Genomic DNA, 14,616 nt, shown 5'->3' with positions numbered 1-14,616 from the left:
TTCGGAAGCGCGACAAAACAAAGACTTAGAGCAATTGAAGCGATTCAAGGAAGCGCTGAAATGCTCTAGAGCCGAGGATTTGATTCGATCAAATCCTGAACGGCTTAGAGTAATTCAAAGTTCTACGGAATCGGAAGTCTGCGTACCTCTCCCTTCGGGGGAGAGGTCGACGCGAAGCGGCGGGTGATGGGGCCTTGATAGCGGTTGCTACAGCCTCATCGCCCAGTCCTTCGAATAAGCTCGGGCCTGACAAGGCCGCCGTCAGCCCTACCCCGAAAAATCAAGACAGCGTCGCCAGCGCCTGTTCGAGCTTTTCGCGCCGTGCCCTGGCCTCGCCCAGCCGCTCCTTTTGCTCCTCGACCACTTCTTCGGGCGCCTTGGCGAGGAACTGTTCGTTGCCGAGCTTCTTTTCCAGCCCGCCAATCTCGCCCTCGAGCTTCTTGACGTCCTTGGAAAGCCGCTGGCGCTCCGCCCCGATGTCGATCAGATCGGCAAGCGGCAGACCCCAGCTCGCCTCGCCGACCACGAACTGCGCCGAACTGGCGGGAATGGCGTCCACCAGATCGATGGTCGAAACCCGCGCCAACCGCTCGATCGCCGCCCGATGAGTCTCGATCCGCGCCGCTGTTTCGGCGCTGGCGCCCACCACCACAAGCGGCACCTTCGCCCCGGCGGGAACGTTCATTTCCGTCCGCACCGACCGGATGGCCGAAATGACTTCCAGCAGCCAGCCCAGTTCGGCGCCCGCCTGCGGGTACGATATCGCATCGAGCTCCGGCCAGTCGGCCAGCATCAGATAGCCGTCACGCTTCGGGCCACTCTTGCCGGTCTCCGCCCAAAGCTCTTCGGTCACGAACGGCATGAACGGATGCAGCATTTTCAGAATCTGGTCCAGCGCCCAGGCCGCCGTCGCCCGCGTCTCGGCCTTCGCCGTTTCGTCGGTCCCCGAGAATGTAGGCTTGGCCAGTTCCACGAACCAGTCGCAGAACGTGCCCCACACGAAATCATAGGCGTGGTTGGCCGCTTCGTTGAATTTGTATTCGACGATCGAACGCTCGACATTGGCAACGGCCCGCGCCGTCGCCCCAGCGATCCACTGGTTGAGCGCGCCCGAAAGCGTCGTCGGATCGAACCCTTCGACCCGCATGCATTCGTTCATTTCGAGGAACCGCGCAGCGTTCCAGAGCTTGGTGACGAAGTTGCGATAGCCCTCGACCCGGCTCATCGCCAGCTTGATATCGCGCCCCTGCGCCGCCATCGCGGCCAGCGTGAAGCGTGTGGCGTCGGCGCCATAGACATCGACAAGTTCGAGCGGGTCGATGACGTTGCCTTTCGACTTCGACATCTTCTGGCCCTTCTCGTCCCGGACCAGCGCATGCACATAGACCGTTTCGAACGGCTCTTCACCCGTAAATTCAAGACCCAGCATCATCATCCTGGCAACCCAGAAGAAGATGATGTCGAACCCGGTGACGAGCGTTGCCGTGGGGTAATAGGCTTTCAGCTCTTCAGTCTGCTTGGGCCAGCCCATCGTCGAGAACGGCCACAGACCGGACGAGAACCAGGTGTCGAGCACGTCCTCGTCGCGCGTCAGGTCCACCCGCTCGCCGTAGTGCGCTTCGGCAGCCTTCGCGGCTCCCGCTTCGTCGTGGTCGACGAAGACCTGTCCGTCCGGTCCATACCAGGCCGGGATCTGGTGACCCCACCAGAGCTGGCGCGAAATGCACCAGGGCTGGATGTTGTCCATCCACGAAAAATAGGTGTTCTCCCAGCTTTTCGGCACGAACTTGGTCCGCCCCTCGCGCACCGAGGCAATCGCGGGCTTGGCCAGCACTTCGGCGTTCACGAACCACTGGTCGGTCAGGAACGGTTCGATCACCACCTTTGAGCGATCCCCAAAGGGCTGCATGATCTTCTTGTCTTCGACCGTCACCATCAGCCCTTCGGCGTCGATGTCGGCGACAATCTTCTTGCGCGCTTCATACCGATCCATGCCGCGATATTCATCGGGAACGATATTGATCGCCGTCGTCACCGAATCGTCGAACTCCATCTCGCCGCGCGCGATCTTGCCCGCCAGTTCCGCTTGCTCGGTGTAAGGCGCCCCATCGGCTCGCATATTAGCCTTGGTGTCGAACAGGCAGTACATCGGAATCCCGTTCCGCCGCGCCACCTCATAGTCGTTGAAGTCGTGCGCGCCAGTGATTTTTACCGCGCCCGAACCGAATTCGGGTTCGGGATATTCGTCGGTGATGATCGGGATCAGCCGCCGATGCTCTTTCGGTCCCACGGGGATTTCGCACATCTTGCCCACGATCGGCGCATAGCGCTCATCGTCGGGATGCACCGCCACGGCGCCATCGCCCAGCATGGTTTCCGGGCGCGTCGTCGCAATCGAGATGTAGTCGCGCTCTTCCTCCAGCACCACGTTCCCGTCGGCGTCCTTTTCGACATAGGTGTAGGTCTCACCGCCGGCCAGCGGATACTTGAAATGCCACATATGGCCGTTGACTTCGGTGTTCTCCACCTCGAGATCCGAGATCGCGGTCTCGAACTGGGGGTCCCAGTTGACCAGCCGCTTGGCGCGATAGATCAGCCCCTTGCGGTACATCTCCACAAAGACCTTGAGCACCGCTTCGGACAGCCCCTCGTCCATGGTGAAGCGCTCCCGCGACCAGTCGCACGACGCGCCAAGCCGCTTGAGCTGGTTGAGGATCGTCCCCCCGCTCTCGGCCTTCCATTCCCAGACCTTTTCGAGGAACTTCTCACGCCCGATCTCACGCCGCCCCGGCTCCTGGCGCTCCATCATGCGCCGCTCGACCACCATCTGGGTCGCGATGCCCGCATGGTCGGTGCCCGGCTGCCACAGCACGTTCTTGCCCCGCATGCGCTCGAAGCGCACCAGCACGTCCTGGATCGTGTTGTTGAGCGCGTGTCCGATATGAAGCGAACCCGTCACGTTGGGCGGCGGAATGACGACCGAATAGCTCTCCGCGCCCGGCTTGCTTCCGGCGCCGGCCTTGAAAGCCCCCGCCTCTTCCCAGGCGCCGTAAATGCGCCCTTCGACCGTGCTCGGCTCGTAGGTCTTTTCGATCATCTGTGTAGTACCTCTGGAGTGTTTCCAGGATAAGCGCATCCTCGACCCGTTCGGGGATGGAAGCCACTTATCCGGTACGGAAACGCGACAAAACAAAGACTTGAAGCGTTTCCGCCATTCATGGAACAGCCGAAATGCTCTTAGAGCGACAACCCGCCCCAGCGATGGGACGGGTCTGTGAAGATTTCGGGTATCTGTAAAGCCAAGCCGCGCGGCGAAGTCAACCGCGCGATGCGCGCTCGATCTCTTGGGCGATAAGGCGCTCCACCATCGAGGGCAGGTTTTCTTCCAGCCAGTCCTTGAGCATGGGCCGCAGCATTTCGCGGATCATCGCTTCGATGGTCAGCCCGCTGGCCCCCAGTGCCATGTCCGGCACGGCCTTGGGGCCGCCGAGCTTGGCAAAGGCGTTCTTGACCGCTGCGCTGGTGGCCGGCTCAAGCAGCTCGTCGGCCAGATCGCTGCTTAAATCGGGATCGGGCATCGGCGCTGCCTGCGCAAAATTGGGTGCGGGCTTGGGCGCCGGTTCGGGCTCAGCCTGAACCTGCGGCGCGGGCTGGGGAGCAGGCTCCTCGTCCTTGTCGGCCTGGAATGCCACATCGTCGGGCACCACCAGTTCCGCGGCCGCGTCAAAGCTCGCCGCGGAAGGCATTTCCATTTCTTCAGCTTCCGGTTCGGGGGCGGCCGGCTCCACGATTTGTTCCGGCGAAAGCGCCAGCGGCGCGGCAGAATCGTCGTCATCATCGCTGAACGGGTCGATCTCGGCTGCCGAGGGCATCGGAACGGGCTCGGGCGCAGGCACGGGCTTGGGACCGCTTGCCTTGGCAACCGGCATCTTTTGGGCCGCTGCCTCATCATCGTCGGCAATGATCTGCCGGATCGACGATAAGATTTCGTCCATTGTCGGTTCTTTTGATGCCGGCTGGTTCATATTCGCCCCAATCTCGCTCTGGCCGCCCTGGCCGGTACTCTGTACTGCCAGCGACAACGGCCCGCGACCGTTGATTCGCTTTACAGTACCTTAACGCGGGAGCCCGGCGTGCGAAAAGAGAAACGCCCCACCAAGGGGGCGTAATCCACGAAAAAGCAGCGCTATTGGTATTTTAGCGTAGGTTGCCCCACGCATCGGCTGGCGCCGTCGGCGCGGTCACCTGAACGACCACGTCGCCCTCGACCGTCCGCGGCTGAACCGGCAGCCCAAGGTGCTGGGCACTCAGCGTTCCCATCGCGGCAATCAGCGAATAGGCGGCAATGGTTCTTTGCGATTGCGCCGAAATCAGCGTTTCCTCGACCGAAGCCACAGAGGCCCGCGCGTCCAGCACGTCTAGCGTGGTTGCCTGTCCCAATTCGTTCTGGTCGATGGTGGCCTGCAGGGCCAGCCGGCTCGCCGCTACCGCGGCTGTCGCGGCCTCGATCTGAGCCGTCGCAGCCTGGATGCCTGCCCAGCCCTGACGCACAGCCTCGACGATCTGGTCGCGCGTCGCGAACCCCTCGAGCTGGCTCTGGATCTGCCCGATATTGGCCTGTTCGACCGACGGATCGCGGGTCGGCGTGTAAATGGGCACGCTCAGCCGCAGGCTGATGCTGGCCTGGGTGGCAACGGTGCCCGTGGTCCAGCCGCCAGCGCCAACCTGGCCCGACACGGACAGATTGGGCCCAAAGCTCGCCAGCGTTTCCTCATAGCCAAATTGAGCGGCGCGCAATTGCGCCGCCGAAGCCAACAGCGCCGGATGGCCGCTATTGGCACGCGCCAGCGCCGCATCGAGCGACCCCGGAATCAGCGAGGAGTAGCTGTAGCCTCCGGAAAGACTGCCCGGAGCCTGGCCCACCCAGCGCTGATAATTGGCTTCGCTGTTGCGCAGATTGTTGATCGCGCCCTGGTATGACGCCGTGGACTGCGCAAGGGTAGCCTCGGCCTGCGACACTTCGAGCTGGGTGCCCTCACCCAGTTCCAGCCTGTCGCGCGCCGAACTCACCTGCGCACCGACAAACCCGACGCTTTCCTGGCGGATATCCACGATCCGCCGGTTGGTCACCACATTCACATACGCTTGAATGACCGAGAGCAGCACGTTCTGCTCGGTGTTCTTGGCGCCATAGACCGCCGCATCATACTGCGCCTCGGCGCCGCTGATCGCAGCGCTGGTCGCATTGTTGTCGAACAGGGTCTGACTGTAGCCGAGGCCTACGCTATCGGACGTCGACCAGCTCTGCCCCCCCGACACCCATGTCGACGTTACCCCGATGCTGCCTTCCGCCCCGATCGTTGGCAGCCTTGCCCCCTCGGCGGCAATAATGCCCTGACGGGCCGCTCTGACCGAAAGGAACGAACTGGCGATATCGGGATTGTTCTCATAGGCATAGGTCATCGCCGACGTCAGGCTCTGCGCCTGGGCCGACGAAACCAGCCCCATCAGTGCAATGACGCTTACACTCAAAACAAAATTAAATTTCATTGCCCCGCGCCTCCAGCGCTGCCCCAAGAATAAGGGCGCGCCGCCCCGCTTTCAACGCCAAACGATCGCATTGCCCAAACTTAACGTTGGTAAGATCTGACTCGTTGCGAGTCGGTAACAGTGCCCGCCATGTCGCACGGCAACATTGCGGCAATGTTACGCCTGCCCGCCGGTTCAAAAAACAAAGGCCGGCGCCGACGAAAAGCTGCCCAAAACCGGAAGGCTCGCGTTAAAGCTGGGCATTGGAGCCACGTCATTGCCGGACTTGACGTAAAGATTGGCTACCGCCGCGTTTCCGGCCCCTAAAACCGCTACCAACCGGCCGCCATCGCGCAATTGGGCAAGCAGCGCCGGCGGCACAACGTCCACGGCGCCTTCCAGGATAATCACGTCGAACGGAGCTTCCTTGGCCACCCCGTTTTCGATCGGGCCCGCCACCGCCGCGGCGTTGCCGATGTCGAGTTCGGCCAGGATATCGTTGGCCCGCCCCGCCAGAACCTCATCGCTTTCCAGCGCCACCACCGCATTGGCCAGCAGGGACAGCACGGCCGCCGAATAGCCGGTCCCGCACGCCACGTCGAGCACCACGTCCTGGCTGGAGATTTCCGCAAGCTGCACCAGCCGCGCGAAATCGGCCGGCGAGGCCATTGTCCGGGCCGGCGAAAGCGCGATCGGCTCGTCGCTATAGGCAAAAGCGGAGTGCGTATCGGGCACGAATCGCTCGCGGGGAATGCGGTTCATGGCATCCAGAATGCGCCAGTCGGTGATCCCGCTGGTCCGCAACTGGTTGTCGACCATCGTCCGGCGTGCGCGCGAAAAATCCATAGTCAATCGCCTTCCCTGGGTGCTCTGGGGCTGTTCTCCGGTCAATACCGCCGCCCGCCAGCCGACGCAAGGCTTTAGGCTATCAGTTTCGGGGCCGCCTCCACCAGTGTTCGCGTATAGGGTTGCCGGGGACTACCGAGCACCGCTTCGGTCGCCCCCTCCTCGACAATCCTGCCCCCTTCCATCACCAGCACCCGATCGGTGATCGCCCGGACCACCTGAAGATCGTGCGCGATGAACAGATAGCTTATCGTTGCCCGCTGCGAAATTTCCGCCAGCAGATCGAGCACCTGCGCCCGGATCGACACATCGAGCGCCGACACCGCCTCGTCGAGAACGATCAGCGCCGGCTCGATCACCAGCGCGCGCGCAATGGCGATCCGCTGGCGCTGCCCGCCCGAAAATTCGTGGATGTACCGATCCGATGCCCCGGGCGCGATCCCGACCGATTCGAGCGCCCTCGCCACCAGCGCGTCCCGCTCCCGCCCCTTGGGCGCCTCGCCCCCCAGCAGATGCAACGGCTCGGCCACAAGCCTTGCCACCCTGTGGCGCGGGTCGAACGAGCCATAGGGGTCCTGAAACACCATCTGCATGTCACGCAGCGTCAGCCGCGCCGCCCGCCCGGCCCGCTCCACGACATGCCCGGCAAAAACCACCCTGCCCTCATCGAGCGGTTCAAGTCCCAGTATGGCCCGCGCCAGCGTTGATTTCCCGCTCCCGCTTTGCCCCACCAGCCCCACGCTCTCGCCACGGCCAATGGTCAGGCTCACCCCGTCGAGCGCCCGAAACACTTTTTGCCCCCGCGCCAGAAGTCCCGAAGCCAGCGGATAATCCCGCGTCGCTCCCTCGACCCGCAGAACCACCTCGCCAACCGCCCCCCGCTTTCGCACCGGCACATGCGTGCTCGCCGCCACAAGCTGCCGCGTATATGGGGAATCGGGCGTATTGATCAGTTGGCGCACCGGCCCCGCCTCCACCACTTTCCCCTCGCGCAACACCGCCACCGTATCGGCCATCTGCGACACCACGGCCAGATCGTGGGTAATCAGCATCAGGGCCATGCCCTCCTCACGCACCAGCCTCGCCAGCAAATCGAGAATCTGCGCCTGTGTCGTCACGTCCAGCGCCGTGGTGGGTTCGTCCGCAATCAAAAGCTTGGGCTGCAAGGCAATCGCCATGGCGATCCCCACGCGCTGGCGCTGCCCGCCCGAGAGTTCATGGGGGTACCGCGACGGCGAAATCGCCGCCCCCGGCAACCCGACCCTTTCGAGCTTTTCGGCAGCGATGTCGCGCGCCTCCGCCCGCCCCAGCCGGCCATGCACCCGCACCGTCTCGGCCACCTGATCGCCAATGGTCATCAGCGGATTGAGTGCCGTCATCGGCTCCTGAAAGATCATGCCCATGGCCTGCCCGCGCAACGCGTTCATCTCGGCTTCGCTCGCGGCGGCCAGATCGCGCCCGTCGAACCCGATCGTCCCGGTCAGCTTGGCTCCACCCGGCAACAGCCCCATGATCGACAGCGCGGTCAGCGATTTGCCAGACCCCGATTCGCCGACCAGCCCGAGAATCTTGCCGCCCCCGATTTCGAGCGAAATATCATCGAGGATGGGCGTCCCGCCGATCGCCAGGCCCAGCTTTTCGATTTTGAGAAGGCTCATCGTGCAGCCTTTCCCAATCTTGGGTCGAACCAATCCCTCAGCCCATCGCCGAGCATGTTCAGCCCCAGCACCGAAAAGACGATCGCCAGCCCCGGCACCAGCGCCACATGTGGGGCCAGCGCGATCATCGTCTGCGCCTCGGCCAGCATCCGCCCCCAGCTCGGCAGGGGCGGCTGCGCGCCCAGCCCCACATAGGCCAGCCCCGCCTCGGCAAGGATGGCCAGCGAAAACTGGATCGTCGCCTGAACGATCAGCATGTTGGAGATGTTGGGCAGAACGTGTTCGAGCGAGATCAGCGCCCTGCCCTTGCCCGCCACCCGCGCCGCCATGATGAATTCGCGCTGCCAGACCCCCATCGCAGCCCCGCGCGTCAGCCGCGCGAAAACCGGAATGTTGAAAATTCCAATCGCGATGATCGCGTTGATCGCCCCCGGCCCGAACACCGCGGTAATCAGGATGGCGATGATCAGCGCGGGAAACGCGAACACAAGATCGTTGCCGCGCATGATGATGTCGTCGAGCGCCGATCCGGCCCGCGCCGCCGCCAGCCCCAACGGCACGCCAATGGCCATCCCCAGCCCCACCGCCACCAGCGCCACGGCAATCGAGGTCTGCGCGCCCACAAGGATCATCGACACCATGTCGCGCCCGAAATGGTCGGTCCCCAGCCAGTGGGCCGGGCCGGGCGGCAACAGCCGTTCGCTGACCGAAATCAGCCTCACGTCATAAGGCGTCCAGAAAAATGAAAGCAGCGCCATCCCCGCCAGGACGGCCGTCAGTGCCGCGCCGATAGCCAGCCCCGGCCCGCTCCTCATTGCCGCCCCCCCCGCAATCGCGGATCGACCGCCGCATAGGCGATGTCGACGGCAAACGTCACGAGGATCACCGCAAACACCAGAATCATCACCACCGAGCGCACCACGATCAAATCACGCGCCGTGATCGCCTGAAACGCCAGCCGTCCCAGCCCGGGCAGGTAAAACACGTTCTCGATGATGATTGCCCCGGCCAGAAGGAAGGAAAACTGCAGCCCCATGATCGTCAGCACTGGGATCAGCGCATTGCGGAACGCATGCCGCCAAAGCGCCTGACCCCGCGTCAGCCCCTTGGCGCGCGCCGTGCGCACATAGTCCTCGTCCAGGGTATCGAGCAGGGCCGAGCGCATCACGCGCGCCAGGATCGCCGCCTGCGGCAGCGCCAAAGCAACCGCCGGCAAGGTCAGCGCCATCATCGCCGCCCCCGGATCGTCCCAGCCGGGAAACCCGCCCGACGAAAACCAGCGAAGCGTCACGGAAAACAACAGCACCAGCAGCATGGCGAACCAGAAGTTCGGCAGCGCTATCCCGATTTGTGTCAGCCCTATCGTTCCCGCATCGATCGGCGAATTGCGGTTGGTGGCCGCCAAAACGCCCAGCGGTATCCCGATCAGCGTGGCCAGCACCAGCGCATAGATTGCCAGTGGAATGGACACCCACAGCCGCGCCGCGATCAGGTCGATCACCGGGGTGCGATACGTGTAGCTGATCCCGAAATCGCCGCTGGCCATGCCCATCAGCCAGCCCCAGTATCGGACCGGCATCGGTGCATCGAGCCCCAGTTGCGCTCGCAGCGCCGCCAGCGCCTCCGGCGATGCGTTGAGCCCCAGCATGAAACGCGCCGGATCGCCAGGCAGGACCTCAAGCACAAAAAAGATAACGACACTAGCCACCAAAAGGCCGACGCCAAGTGAAAGGGCGCGCCGCAGAACGAAGTTCAGCATCGCGCCGCCCGGAACTCGATCACCGCGTCCAACGAACCTGCGTCAGATCGGTCGCCTGTGTCGGTGCGTTAACCCACAACCCTTCGAGGTCGGCATTTTGCACCCCCGCCTTGGCAAGCTGGAAGATATAGGCGTTGACGAAATTCTCCGAGATGTTGCGCTGCAGATCGCCGAGCAATCCGTTGCGCGCCTCGGGTTCGATCGTGCGGGTCAATTCGTCCCATATCGCCACGAATTCGGGCGCTCCGTAGCCGAAATAATAGTTATCGCGGCCATAGATCTCGATATCCATCGGTTCGGTGTGCGAAATCACCGTCAGGTCGAAATCGCCCTCGCCGAACACCTGCTCGAGCCACTGGGCCCATTCCACATTGACGATTTCGGTTTCGATCCCCACCTCGCGTAACTGCCCGGCGATGATCTCGCCGCCCCGCCTTGCGTAGACAGGAGGCGGCAGGGCCAGCGACAGCCGCACGCCCTCCACGCCCGCTTCGGCCAGCAGTGCCCGCGAGCGCTCCGGATCGTACGCCGACAACCCCGTCAGATCGACATAGGCCGGATGGTGCGGCGCGAAATGCGTCCCGATAGGCGTGCCATATCCGAACATCGCCCCGTCGATCACCGCCTGCCGGTCGATCGCATGGGCAATCGCCTCGCGCACAGCCACATCGTCCAGCGGCGCGCGCCGGTTGTTCATCGCCAGTATCGTTTCACCTTCTGTTGTGCCCACCACAATCTCAAAGCGCGGATCGGCGTCGAGTTGGGCCAGCGTCTCGGGCGCCGGAAACACCGGGAACGTATCGACGTCTTCGGCCATCATCGCCGCAAACGCTGCAGTCGGATCGGAAATGAACCGGAAGGTAGCGCGATCCAGCAGCGCCGGCTCGCCCCAATAGTTCTCATTGCGCACCAGAGTGACGCTATCCCCCTGGCGCCAGGCCTCGAACCGGAACGGCCCGGTCCCCACCGGTGCGGTGGCATTTGTTTCAGCACTCTCGGGCGCCACGATCACCGCGTCGCCCCACGCCATGTTGAAGGGAAAGTTCCCGTTCGGCTGGCTCAACGTCACCCTTACGGTCAATTCGTCGGGCGCCTCGACGTTTTCGATATCTGCAAACAGGAATTTCTGCGCATTGACAGAATCCTCGGCGCGCGCCCTCTCGATCGAAAACACCACATCGTCCGCCGTCAGGTCCGACCCGTCATGAAAAGTCACGCCCTCGGCCAGATGGAAGGTATAGGTCAGCCCGTCCTCGGAAACGTCCCAGCTCTGGGCCAGCGCCGGCACGATTTCGCCGTCCGGCCCGAATCGGGTCAGCCCCTCGAACAGATTTGCGTAGACCACTTCATCGATGGCCGCCGCCGCGTTCGAGGTCGGATCCATATGCGGCGGTTCGAGCACCAGCCCCACAACGATATCGGTCCGCTGCGCCATTGCCGGCATTGCCGCCAGGACCGCGAAAGCAAAAACCGTTGCTGCACGAACGACTTGATGCACTCTTCTTTTCCCTTCCCTTAGGCCCCGTGCTGCCGTTTCACCGGCAAGCCTCCCTCCCTCACCCATAATCCGGTTGGCGCGGATCGGCAACAGCGGCTCCCGGATGTGGAACATTGTATAGCTATTGGACATTGTCCTTGCATTCGCCATACTTATATTGGCATCGATTGCCTAACGATCACGAGGGTTTGCTATGGCCCAAAATGAAAATTCATTTCTTGACCGCCTGCGCATTCGGCGCGCAGAAGCTGCGTTGACGACGACCGAGCCCGTCTGGGTCGAGAACCTGCGCGACTTCGGACTGATGGCGTCCGGCGTGTATCAGGATTTGCGCGGCGACACCCGCGAGAGCTTCATGCACTTCCGCCGCTGGCTGAAAGCGGGCTTGCGCAAATTCGGCAGCCGCGACGAGCGGTAGCCGATGTTCTTTGATGTTTCGATTGGATTGGCCGGGATCGTTTCCCGGCCTTTGTCGTTTTCCATCTGCACCTTGCGGGACAAATTCCACAGCATCGAGGAAACATCATGCCCATATTGAAACCCAGCCACGCCCTTGGCGGCCTCGCGATTGCCGCTACTCTCGCGCTGGCCGCGTGTTCGAGCACGACAACACCCCCCGACACCTCCATGCCGCCACCGGTCGATTGTGGCGCCCAAGCCCTCGCAGGGATGACCGGGCAGCCGGTGATCGGCAGTACGGCCCAGGATGTGCGCGTTGGCGGCCAGGCCATCAACGCCGCCGGCACCGTCCGCGTCATCACTCCGGGCATGGCCGTCACCCAGGATTTCCGCCCCGACCGGCTCAATCTCGAAGTCGACGCGTCGGGCAATCTGGTTCGCGCCTATTGCAGCTGATCACCGGATCAAATTCGGCTGGCCGGGTGCCTCCACCACCCGGCTGGCCCTGTGACCTTATGGCAACTTTGTGATCCCCGTGCGCTCATCCCCATGAAACCGGGGCCCCCTCTGCCGCATTTCCCTCCTGATTTGAGGAGACCATAATGCGTCAGCTTGTTCTTGCCCTGTTCGTTGCCCTTTTCAGCGCCACCAATGCATCCGCCATCGAATGTCTCAACGGCCAGTCCGGGGATATTCTCAGTCTCCAAAGCTGGGAACTGCTCGACAGCGACGATGACGCCGAAAAGACCATAAACATCGCGCTCCGCCACGACGGCCCCGTCGGCATCCGCCTCATCGACGCGACGGTCCGTTTTCAGGATGTCCTCGGCGAGCGCATTGGCGAATTTCCCATTGAGCGCGCCGCCGGAATCGGCGCCGGCCAGGACCACATTCTCAACGATGTGGTCGCGGGCACGATTCTGGAGCGGCTGGAAAGCCTTCACCCCGACGACGTCGTAGGCATCGCCTGCGTCAGTGCGCTGGTCTACGAAGATGGAACGCTGGAGGATTTTTCCAATTAGGGCGCTTGACTGGCCCCTCCCCCAAAAACTGGAGCATCCGCCCGGGATTACCCGAACGGATGCTCATGGCTGAACCGCATGACAAATTTGGGGGCTCGCTAGCGATTCAGACCATGGGTAACATGTTCGTGAATTGGGGCGACACCACGGCCACGAAAAGGCAATTCCAAGGAGACGCAAACTTGGTGTCACCGAACACTCAAGTCCATACATTGTTGCGGTGAAATACCGCAAATGTTCAGGCAATGTTTTTGCAGTGGCGAGCGACGCCGGCCGCCGGAACGCAATGGCAAAAATCTCTCGCGATGAAGGGAAAGTGGCGGGAGTGACGGGGCTCGAACCCGCGACCTCCGGCGTGACAGGCCGGCGCTCTAACCAACTGAGCTACACCCCCTTGTGACCCCGAAGCGCTTCGGCCCCGGCAAGGTGGGCTTCGTTTAACGGGGTCCCCGAAGCAAGTCAAGCGGCTTGCCATCCCCTTTTGTGAAGAATTTTTGATCGTCACCCGATCCGCCCGGCAAGCCTATGATCCCCAACATAAAATCCCCTGCAAAACCTTGATTTTTAAAGCGGCTTTTCTCCTGGCCCACACCTGTTGCCAACACCGCTCTGCTGCTAAAACCCACTGTGGAAATCGACGACAAGGAATTCTAATGCCCGATCGGATCGAAATCACCTCGTCCTTGTCAATTCCGCTCTCCGAGGTGGAATTGAACTTCGTGCGCAGTTCCGGTCCCGGTGGTCAGAACGTCAACAAGGTCGCAACCGCCGTCCAGCTGCGCTTCGACGCAGCCGCGTCCCAGTCCCTGCCCGATGGCGTGCGCACCCGCCTCATCGCCCAGGCCGGCTCAAGGGCAACCAAGGACGGCGTCATCGTCCTCACCGCCGACCGTCACCGCACCCAGCCCCTCAACCGCGAAGATGCCCTCAACCGGCTGGCCGAAATGATCCGCGCCGCCACCCACGTGCCACGCAAACGACGCGCCACAAAGCCCACCCTGGCCTCCAAACGCCGCCGCATGGACGCCAAGACCCGCCGCGGCGCCATCAAAAGCCTGCGCGGCAGCAAACCGGGCTTTGATTGATTATCGGCCTAGAAAAGCGGTGCCACTTGCCCGTCATGACTACCTCCAGGGAATGCCATATATCGATCTCCTGCCGTGGCGGGAGAATGGCAAGAGCAGCGCGGAGGAAGAAATGGTGGGCGATGACAGACTCGAACTGCCGACATCCTCGGTGTAAACGAGGCGCTCTACCAACTGAGCTAATCGCCCTTGCCCGCCTTGGCGGAAATAACCGGATCTTGGTCGCCCCGGTTGCGCAAATGCCGCGCCTGATTAGGCGCAAACCCCCTTCCCGTCAATAGCGGGATCGGCATGCCGAGGGCAGAAACGGAAAGACCCCGGACAGGCGTCCGGGGCCAAACCATACTGAAGCCGAAATGGCTTAGTTCAGTGCGTCCTTGAGGCCCTTGCCGGCCTTGAACTTGGGCTGGGTCGAAGCCGGAATGTCGATTTCCGCGCCGGTGGCCGGGTTGCGGCCCTTGGTGGCCTTGCGCTGGGTTGCGGCAAAAGTGCCGAAACCGACGAGGCGAACTTCGTCTCCACCCTTCAGAGCGGCGGTGATGGCCTCGAAAACAGCATCAACCGCTGCTGCCGCCTGGGCCTTGGTGAGATCAGCCTTTTCGGCGACAGCCGCGCTCAGATCGTTCTTGTTCATAGCGTTTCCTCACAATGATGTGCCCATCCTGACGGGACGAGCGGAAGCGGCTTCACCCTTTTATGATTCCGGGCCAAAAGCAAGGAAAACTGCGGGATTCACGGCGTTTTCGCCCGCAAAACGGGGGAAAATGCCCGACCTTGTCAGCAATGTGGCAAGGTCCTCGCGTGATTGTTAACACATCGC

The 14,616-nt window shown here is 62.6% G+C and carries 13 protein-coding genes and 2 tRNA genes; 4 read left to right on the top strand and 11 right to left on the bottom strand.

Annotated elements, in window-relative coordinates:
* Positions 1 to 280: 280 nt before the first annotated feature.
* The 8 genes from ACP148_RS07670 to ACP148_RS07635 form a co-directional block, all read right to left on the bottom strand.
* The gene (locus ACP148_RS07670; RefSeq protein ID WP_421950339.1) at positions 281 to 3,097 is read right to left on the bottom strand and encodes a valine--tRNA ligase; all 2,817 of its coding nucleotides are present in this window, start codon (positions 3,095 to 3,097) and stop codon (positions 281 to 283) included.
* Between the two features lie 220 nt (positions 3,098 to 3,317).
* Positions 3,318 to 3,995, bottom strand: a complete 678-nt coding sequence (locus ACP148_RS07665; protein ID WP_421950338.1) for a DUF2497 domain-containing protein — start codon at positions 3,993 to 3,995, stop codon at positions 3,318 to 3,320.
* Between the two features lie 202 nt (positions 3,996 to 4,197).
* On the bottom strand, positions 4,198 to 5,550 hold the full coding sequence (locus tag ACP148_RS07660) for a TolC family protein (protein ID WP_421950337.1): 1,353 nt from the start codon (positions 5,548 to 5,550) through the stop codon (positions 4,198 to 4,200).
* A gap of 174 nt (positions 5,551 to 5,724) precedes the next feature.
* A complete protein-coding gene (locus ACP148_RS07655; protein WP_421950336.1) occupies positions 5,725 to 6,375 on the bottom strand; it encodes a protein-L-isoaspartate O-methyltransferase family protein in 651 nt (216 codons plus the stop codon).
* Between the two features lie 74 nt (positions 6,376 to 6,449).
* Positions 6,450 to 8,033, bottom strand: a complete 1,584-nt coding sequence (locus ACP148_RS07650; RefSeq protein WP_421950335.1) for an ABC transporter ATP-binding protein — start codon at positions 8,031 to 8,033, stop codon at positions 6,450 to 6,452.
* Positions 8,030 to 8,848 carry an ABC transporter permease gene (locus ACP148_RS07645; RefSeq protein WP_421950334.1) on the bottom strand — a complete coding sequence of 273 codons (819 nt, stop codon included), beginning with the start codon at positions 8,846 to 8,848 and terminating at the stop codon, positions 8,030 to 8,032. Before ACP148_RS07645 ends, ACP148_RS07650 begins: the two co-directional genes overlap by 4 nt.
* Complete coding sequence (locus ACP148_RS07640) at positions 8,845 to 9,792, bottom strand: ABC transporter permease (RefSeq protein WP_421950333.1); 948 nt, start codon at positions 9,790 to 9,792, stop codon at positions 8,845 to 8,847. Before ACP148_RS07640 ends, ACP148_RS07645 begins: the two co-directional genes overlap by 4 nt.
* Before the next feature lie 19 nt (positions 9,793 to 9,811).
* Positions 9,812 to 11,236: an ABC transporter substrate-binding protein gene (locus ACP148_RS07635; protein ID WP_421950887.1), complete on the bottom strand. Its 1,425-nt coding sequence runs from the start codon at positions 11,234 to 11,236 to the stop codon at positions 9,812 to 9,814.
* A 247-nt stretch (positions 11,237 to 11,483) separates the two neighbouring features.
* Here ACP148_RS07635 and ACP148_RS07630 point away from each other — a divergent pair, with 247 nt between their 5' ends.
* From ACP148_RS07630 to ACP148_RS07620, 3 genes are all read left to right on the top strand, one after another.
* Positions 11,484 to 11,708, top strand: a complete 225-nt coding sequence (locus tag ACP148_RS07630) for a hypothetical protein (RefSeq protein WP_425033342.1) — start codon at positions 11,484 to 11,486, stop codon at positions 11,706 to 11,708.
* A gap of 107 nt (positions 11,709 to 11,815) precedes the next feature.
* On the top strand, positions 11,816 to 12,145 hold the full coding sequence (locus ACP148_RS07625) for an I78 family peptidase inhibitor (protein WP_421950331.1): 330 nt from the start codon (positions 11,816 to 11,818) through the stop codon (positions 12,143 to 12,145).
* 146 nt (positions 12,146 to 12,291) lie between these two features.
* Entirely contained in the window at positions 12,292 to 12,711 is a 420-nt protein-coding gene (locus tag ACP148_RS07620) for a hypothetical protein (protein WP_421950330.1), read from the top strand.
* A gap of 317 nt (positions 12,712 to 13,028) precedes the next feature.
* Here ACP148_RS07620 and ACP148_RS07615 read toward each other — a convergent pair.
* A tRNA-Asp gene (locus ACP148_RS07615) sits at positions 13,029 to 13,105 on the bottom strand.
* Positions 13,106 to 13,364: 259 nt separating this feature from the next.
* Between ACP148_RS07615 and arfB the strand changes: the two genes are divergently transcribed.
* A complete protein-coding gene (arfB, locus tag ACP148_RS07610) occupies positions 13,365 to 13,796 on the top strand; it encodes an alternative ribosome rescue aminoacyl-tRNA hydrolase ArfB (protein WP_421950329.1) in 432 nt (143 codons plus the stop codon).
* 113 nt (positions 13,797 to 13,909) lie between these two features.
* Here arfB and ACP148_RS07605 read toward each other — a convergent pair.
* Positions 13,910 to 13,985, bottom strand: a tRNA-Val gene (locus tag ACP148_RS07605).
* Positions 13,986 to 14,157: 172 nt separating this feature from the next.
* Complete coding sequence (locus tag ACP148_RS07600; protein ID WP_014130670.1) at positions 14,158 to 14,430, bottom strand: HU family DNA-binding protein; 273 nt, start codon at positions 14,428 to 14,430, stop codon at positions 14,158 to 14,160.
* Positions 14,431 to 14,616 lie beyond the last annotated feature (186 nt).

The sequence above is a fragment of the Pelagibacterium sp. genome, assembly GCF_965249125.1.
Taxonomy (GTDB): domain Bacteria; phylum Pseudomonadota; class Alphaproteobacteria; order Rhizobiales; family Devosiaceae; genus Pelagibacterium.
This window is presented reverse-complemented; position numbering and strand designations above follow the sequence as displayed.

Excerpts from the sequence above, each read along its gene's own strand:
- ACP148_RS07670 (WP_421950339.1), bottom strand. The coding sequence starts at position 3,097 with ATGATCGAAAAGACCTACGAGCCGAGCACGGTCGAAGGGCGCATTTAC.
- ACP148_RS07665 (WP_421950338.1), bottom strand. The coding sequence starts at position 3,995 with ATGGACGAAATCTTATCGTCGATCCGGCAGATCATTGCCGACGATGAT.
- ACP148_RS07660 (WP_421950337.1), bottom strand. The coding sequence starts at position 5,550 with ATGAAATTTAATTTTGTTTTGAGTGTAAGCGTCATTGCACTGATGGGG.
- ACP148_RS07655 (WP_421950336.1), bottom strand. The coding sequence starts at position 6,375 with ATGGATTTTTCGCGCGCACGCCGGACGATGGTCGACAACCAGTTGCGG.
- ACP148_RS07650 (WP_421950335.1), bottom strand. The coding sequence starts at position 8,033 with ATGAGCCTTCTCAAAATCGAAAAGCTGGGCCTGGCGATCGGCGGGACG.
- ACP148_RS07645 (WP_421950334.1), bottom strand. The coding sequence starts at position 8,848 with ATGAGGAGCGGGCCGGGGCTGGCTATCGGCGCGGCACTGACGGCCGTC.
- ACP148_RS07640 (WP_421950333.1), bottom strand. The coding sequence starts at position 9,792 with ATGCTGAACTTCGTTCTGCGGCGCGCCCTTTCACTTGGCGTCGGCCTT.
- ACP148_RS07635 (WP_421950887.1), bottom strand. The coding sequence starts at position 11,236 with ATGCCGGCAATGGCGCAGCGGACCGATATCGTTGTGGGGCTGGTGCTC.
- ACP148_RS07630 (WP_425033342.1), top strand. The coding sequence starts at position 11,484 with ATGGCCCAAAATGAAAATTCATTTCTTGACCGCCTGCGCATTCGGCGC.
- ACP148_RS07625 (WP_421950331.1), top strand. The coding sequence starts at position 11,816 with ATGCCCATATTGAAACCCAGCCACGCCCTTGGCGGCCTCGCGATTGCC.
- ACP148_RS07620 (WP_421950330.1), top strand. The coding sequence starts at position 12,292 with ATGCGTCAGCTTGTTCTTGCCCTGTTCGTTGCCCTTTTCAGCGCCACC.
- arfB (WP_421950329.1), top strand. The coding sequence starts at position 13,365 with ATGCCCGATCGGATCGAAATCACCTCGTCCTTGTCAATTCCGCTCTCC.
- ACP148_RS07600 (WP_014130670.1), bottom strand. The coding sequence starts at position 14,430 with ATGAACAAGAACGATCTGAGCGCGGCTGTCGCCGAAAAGGCTGATCTC.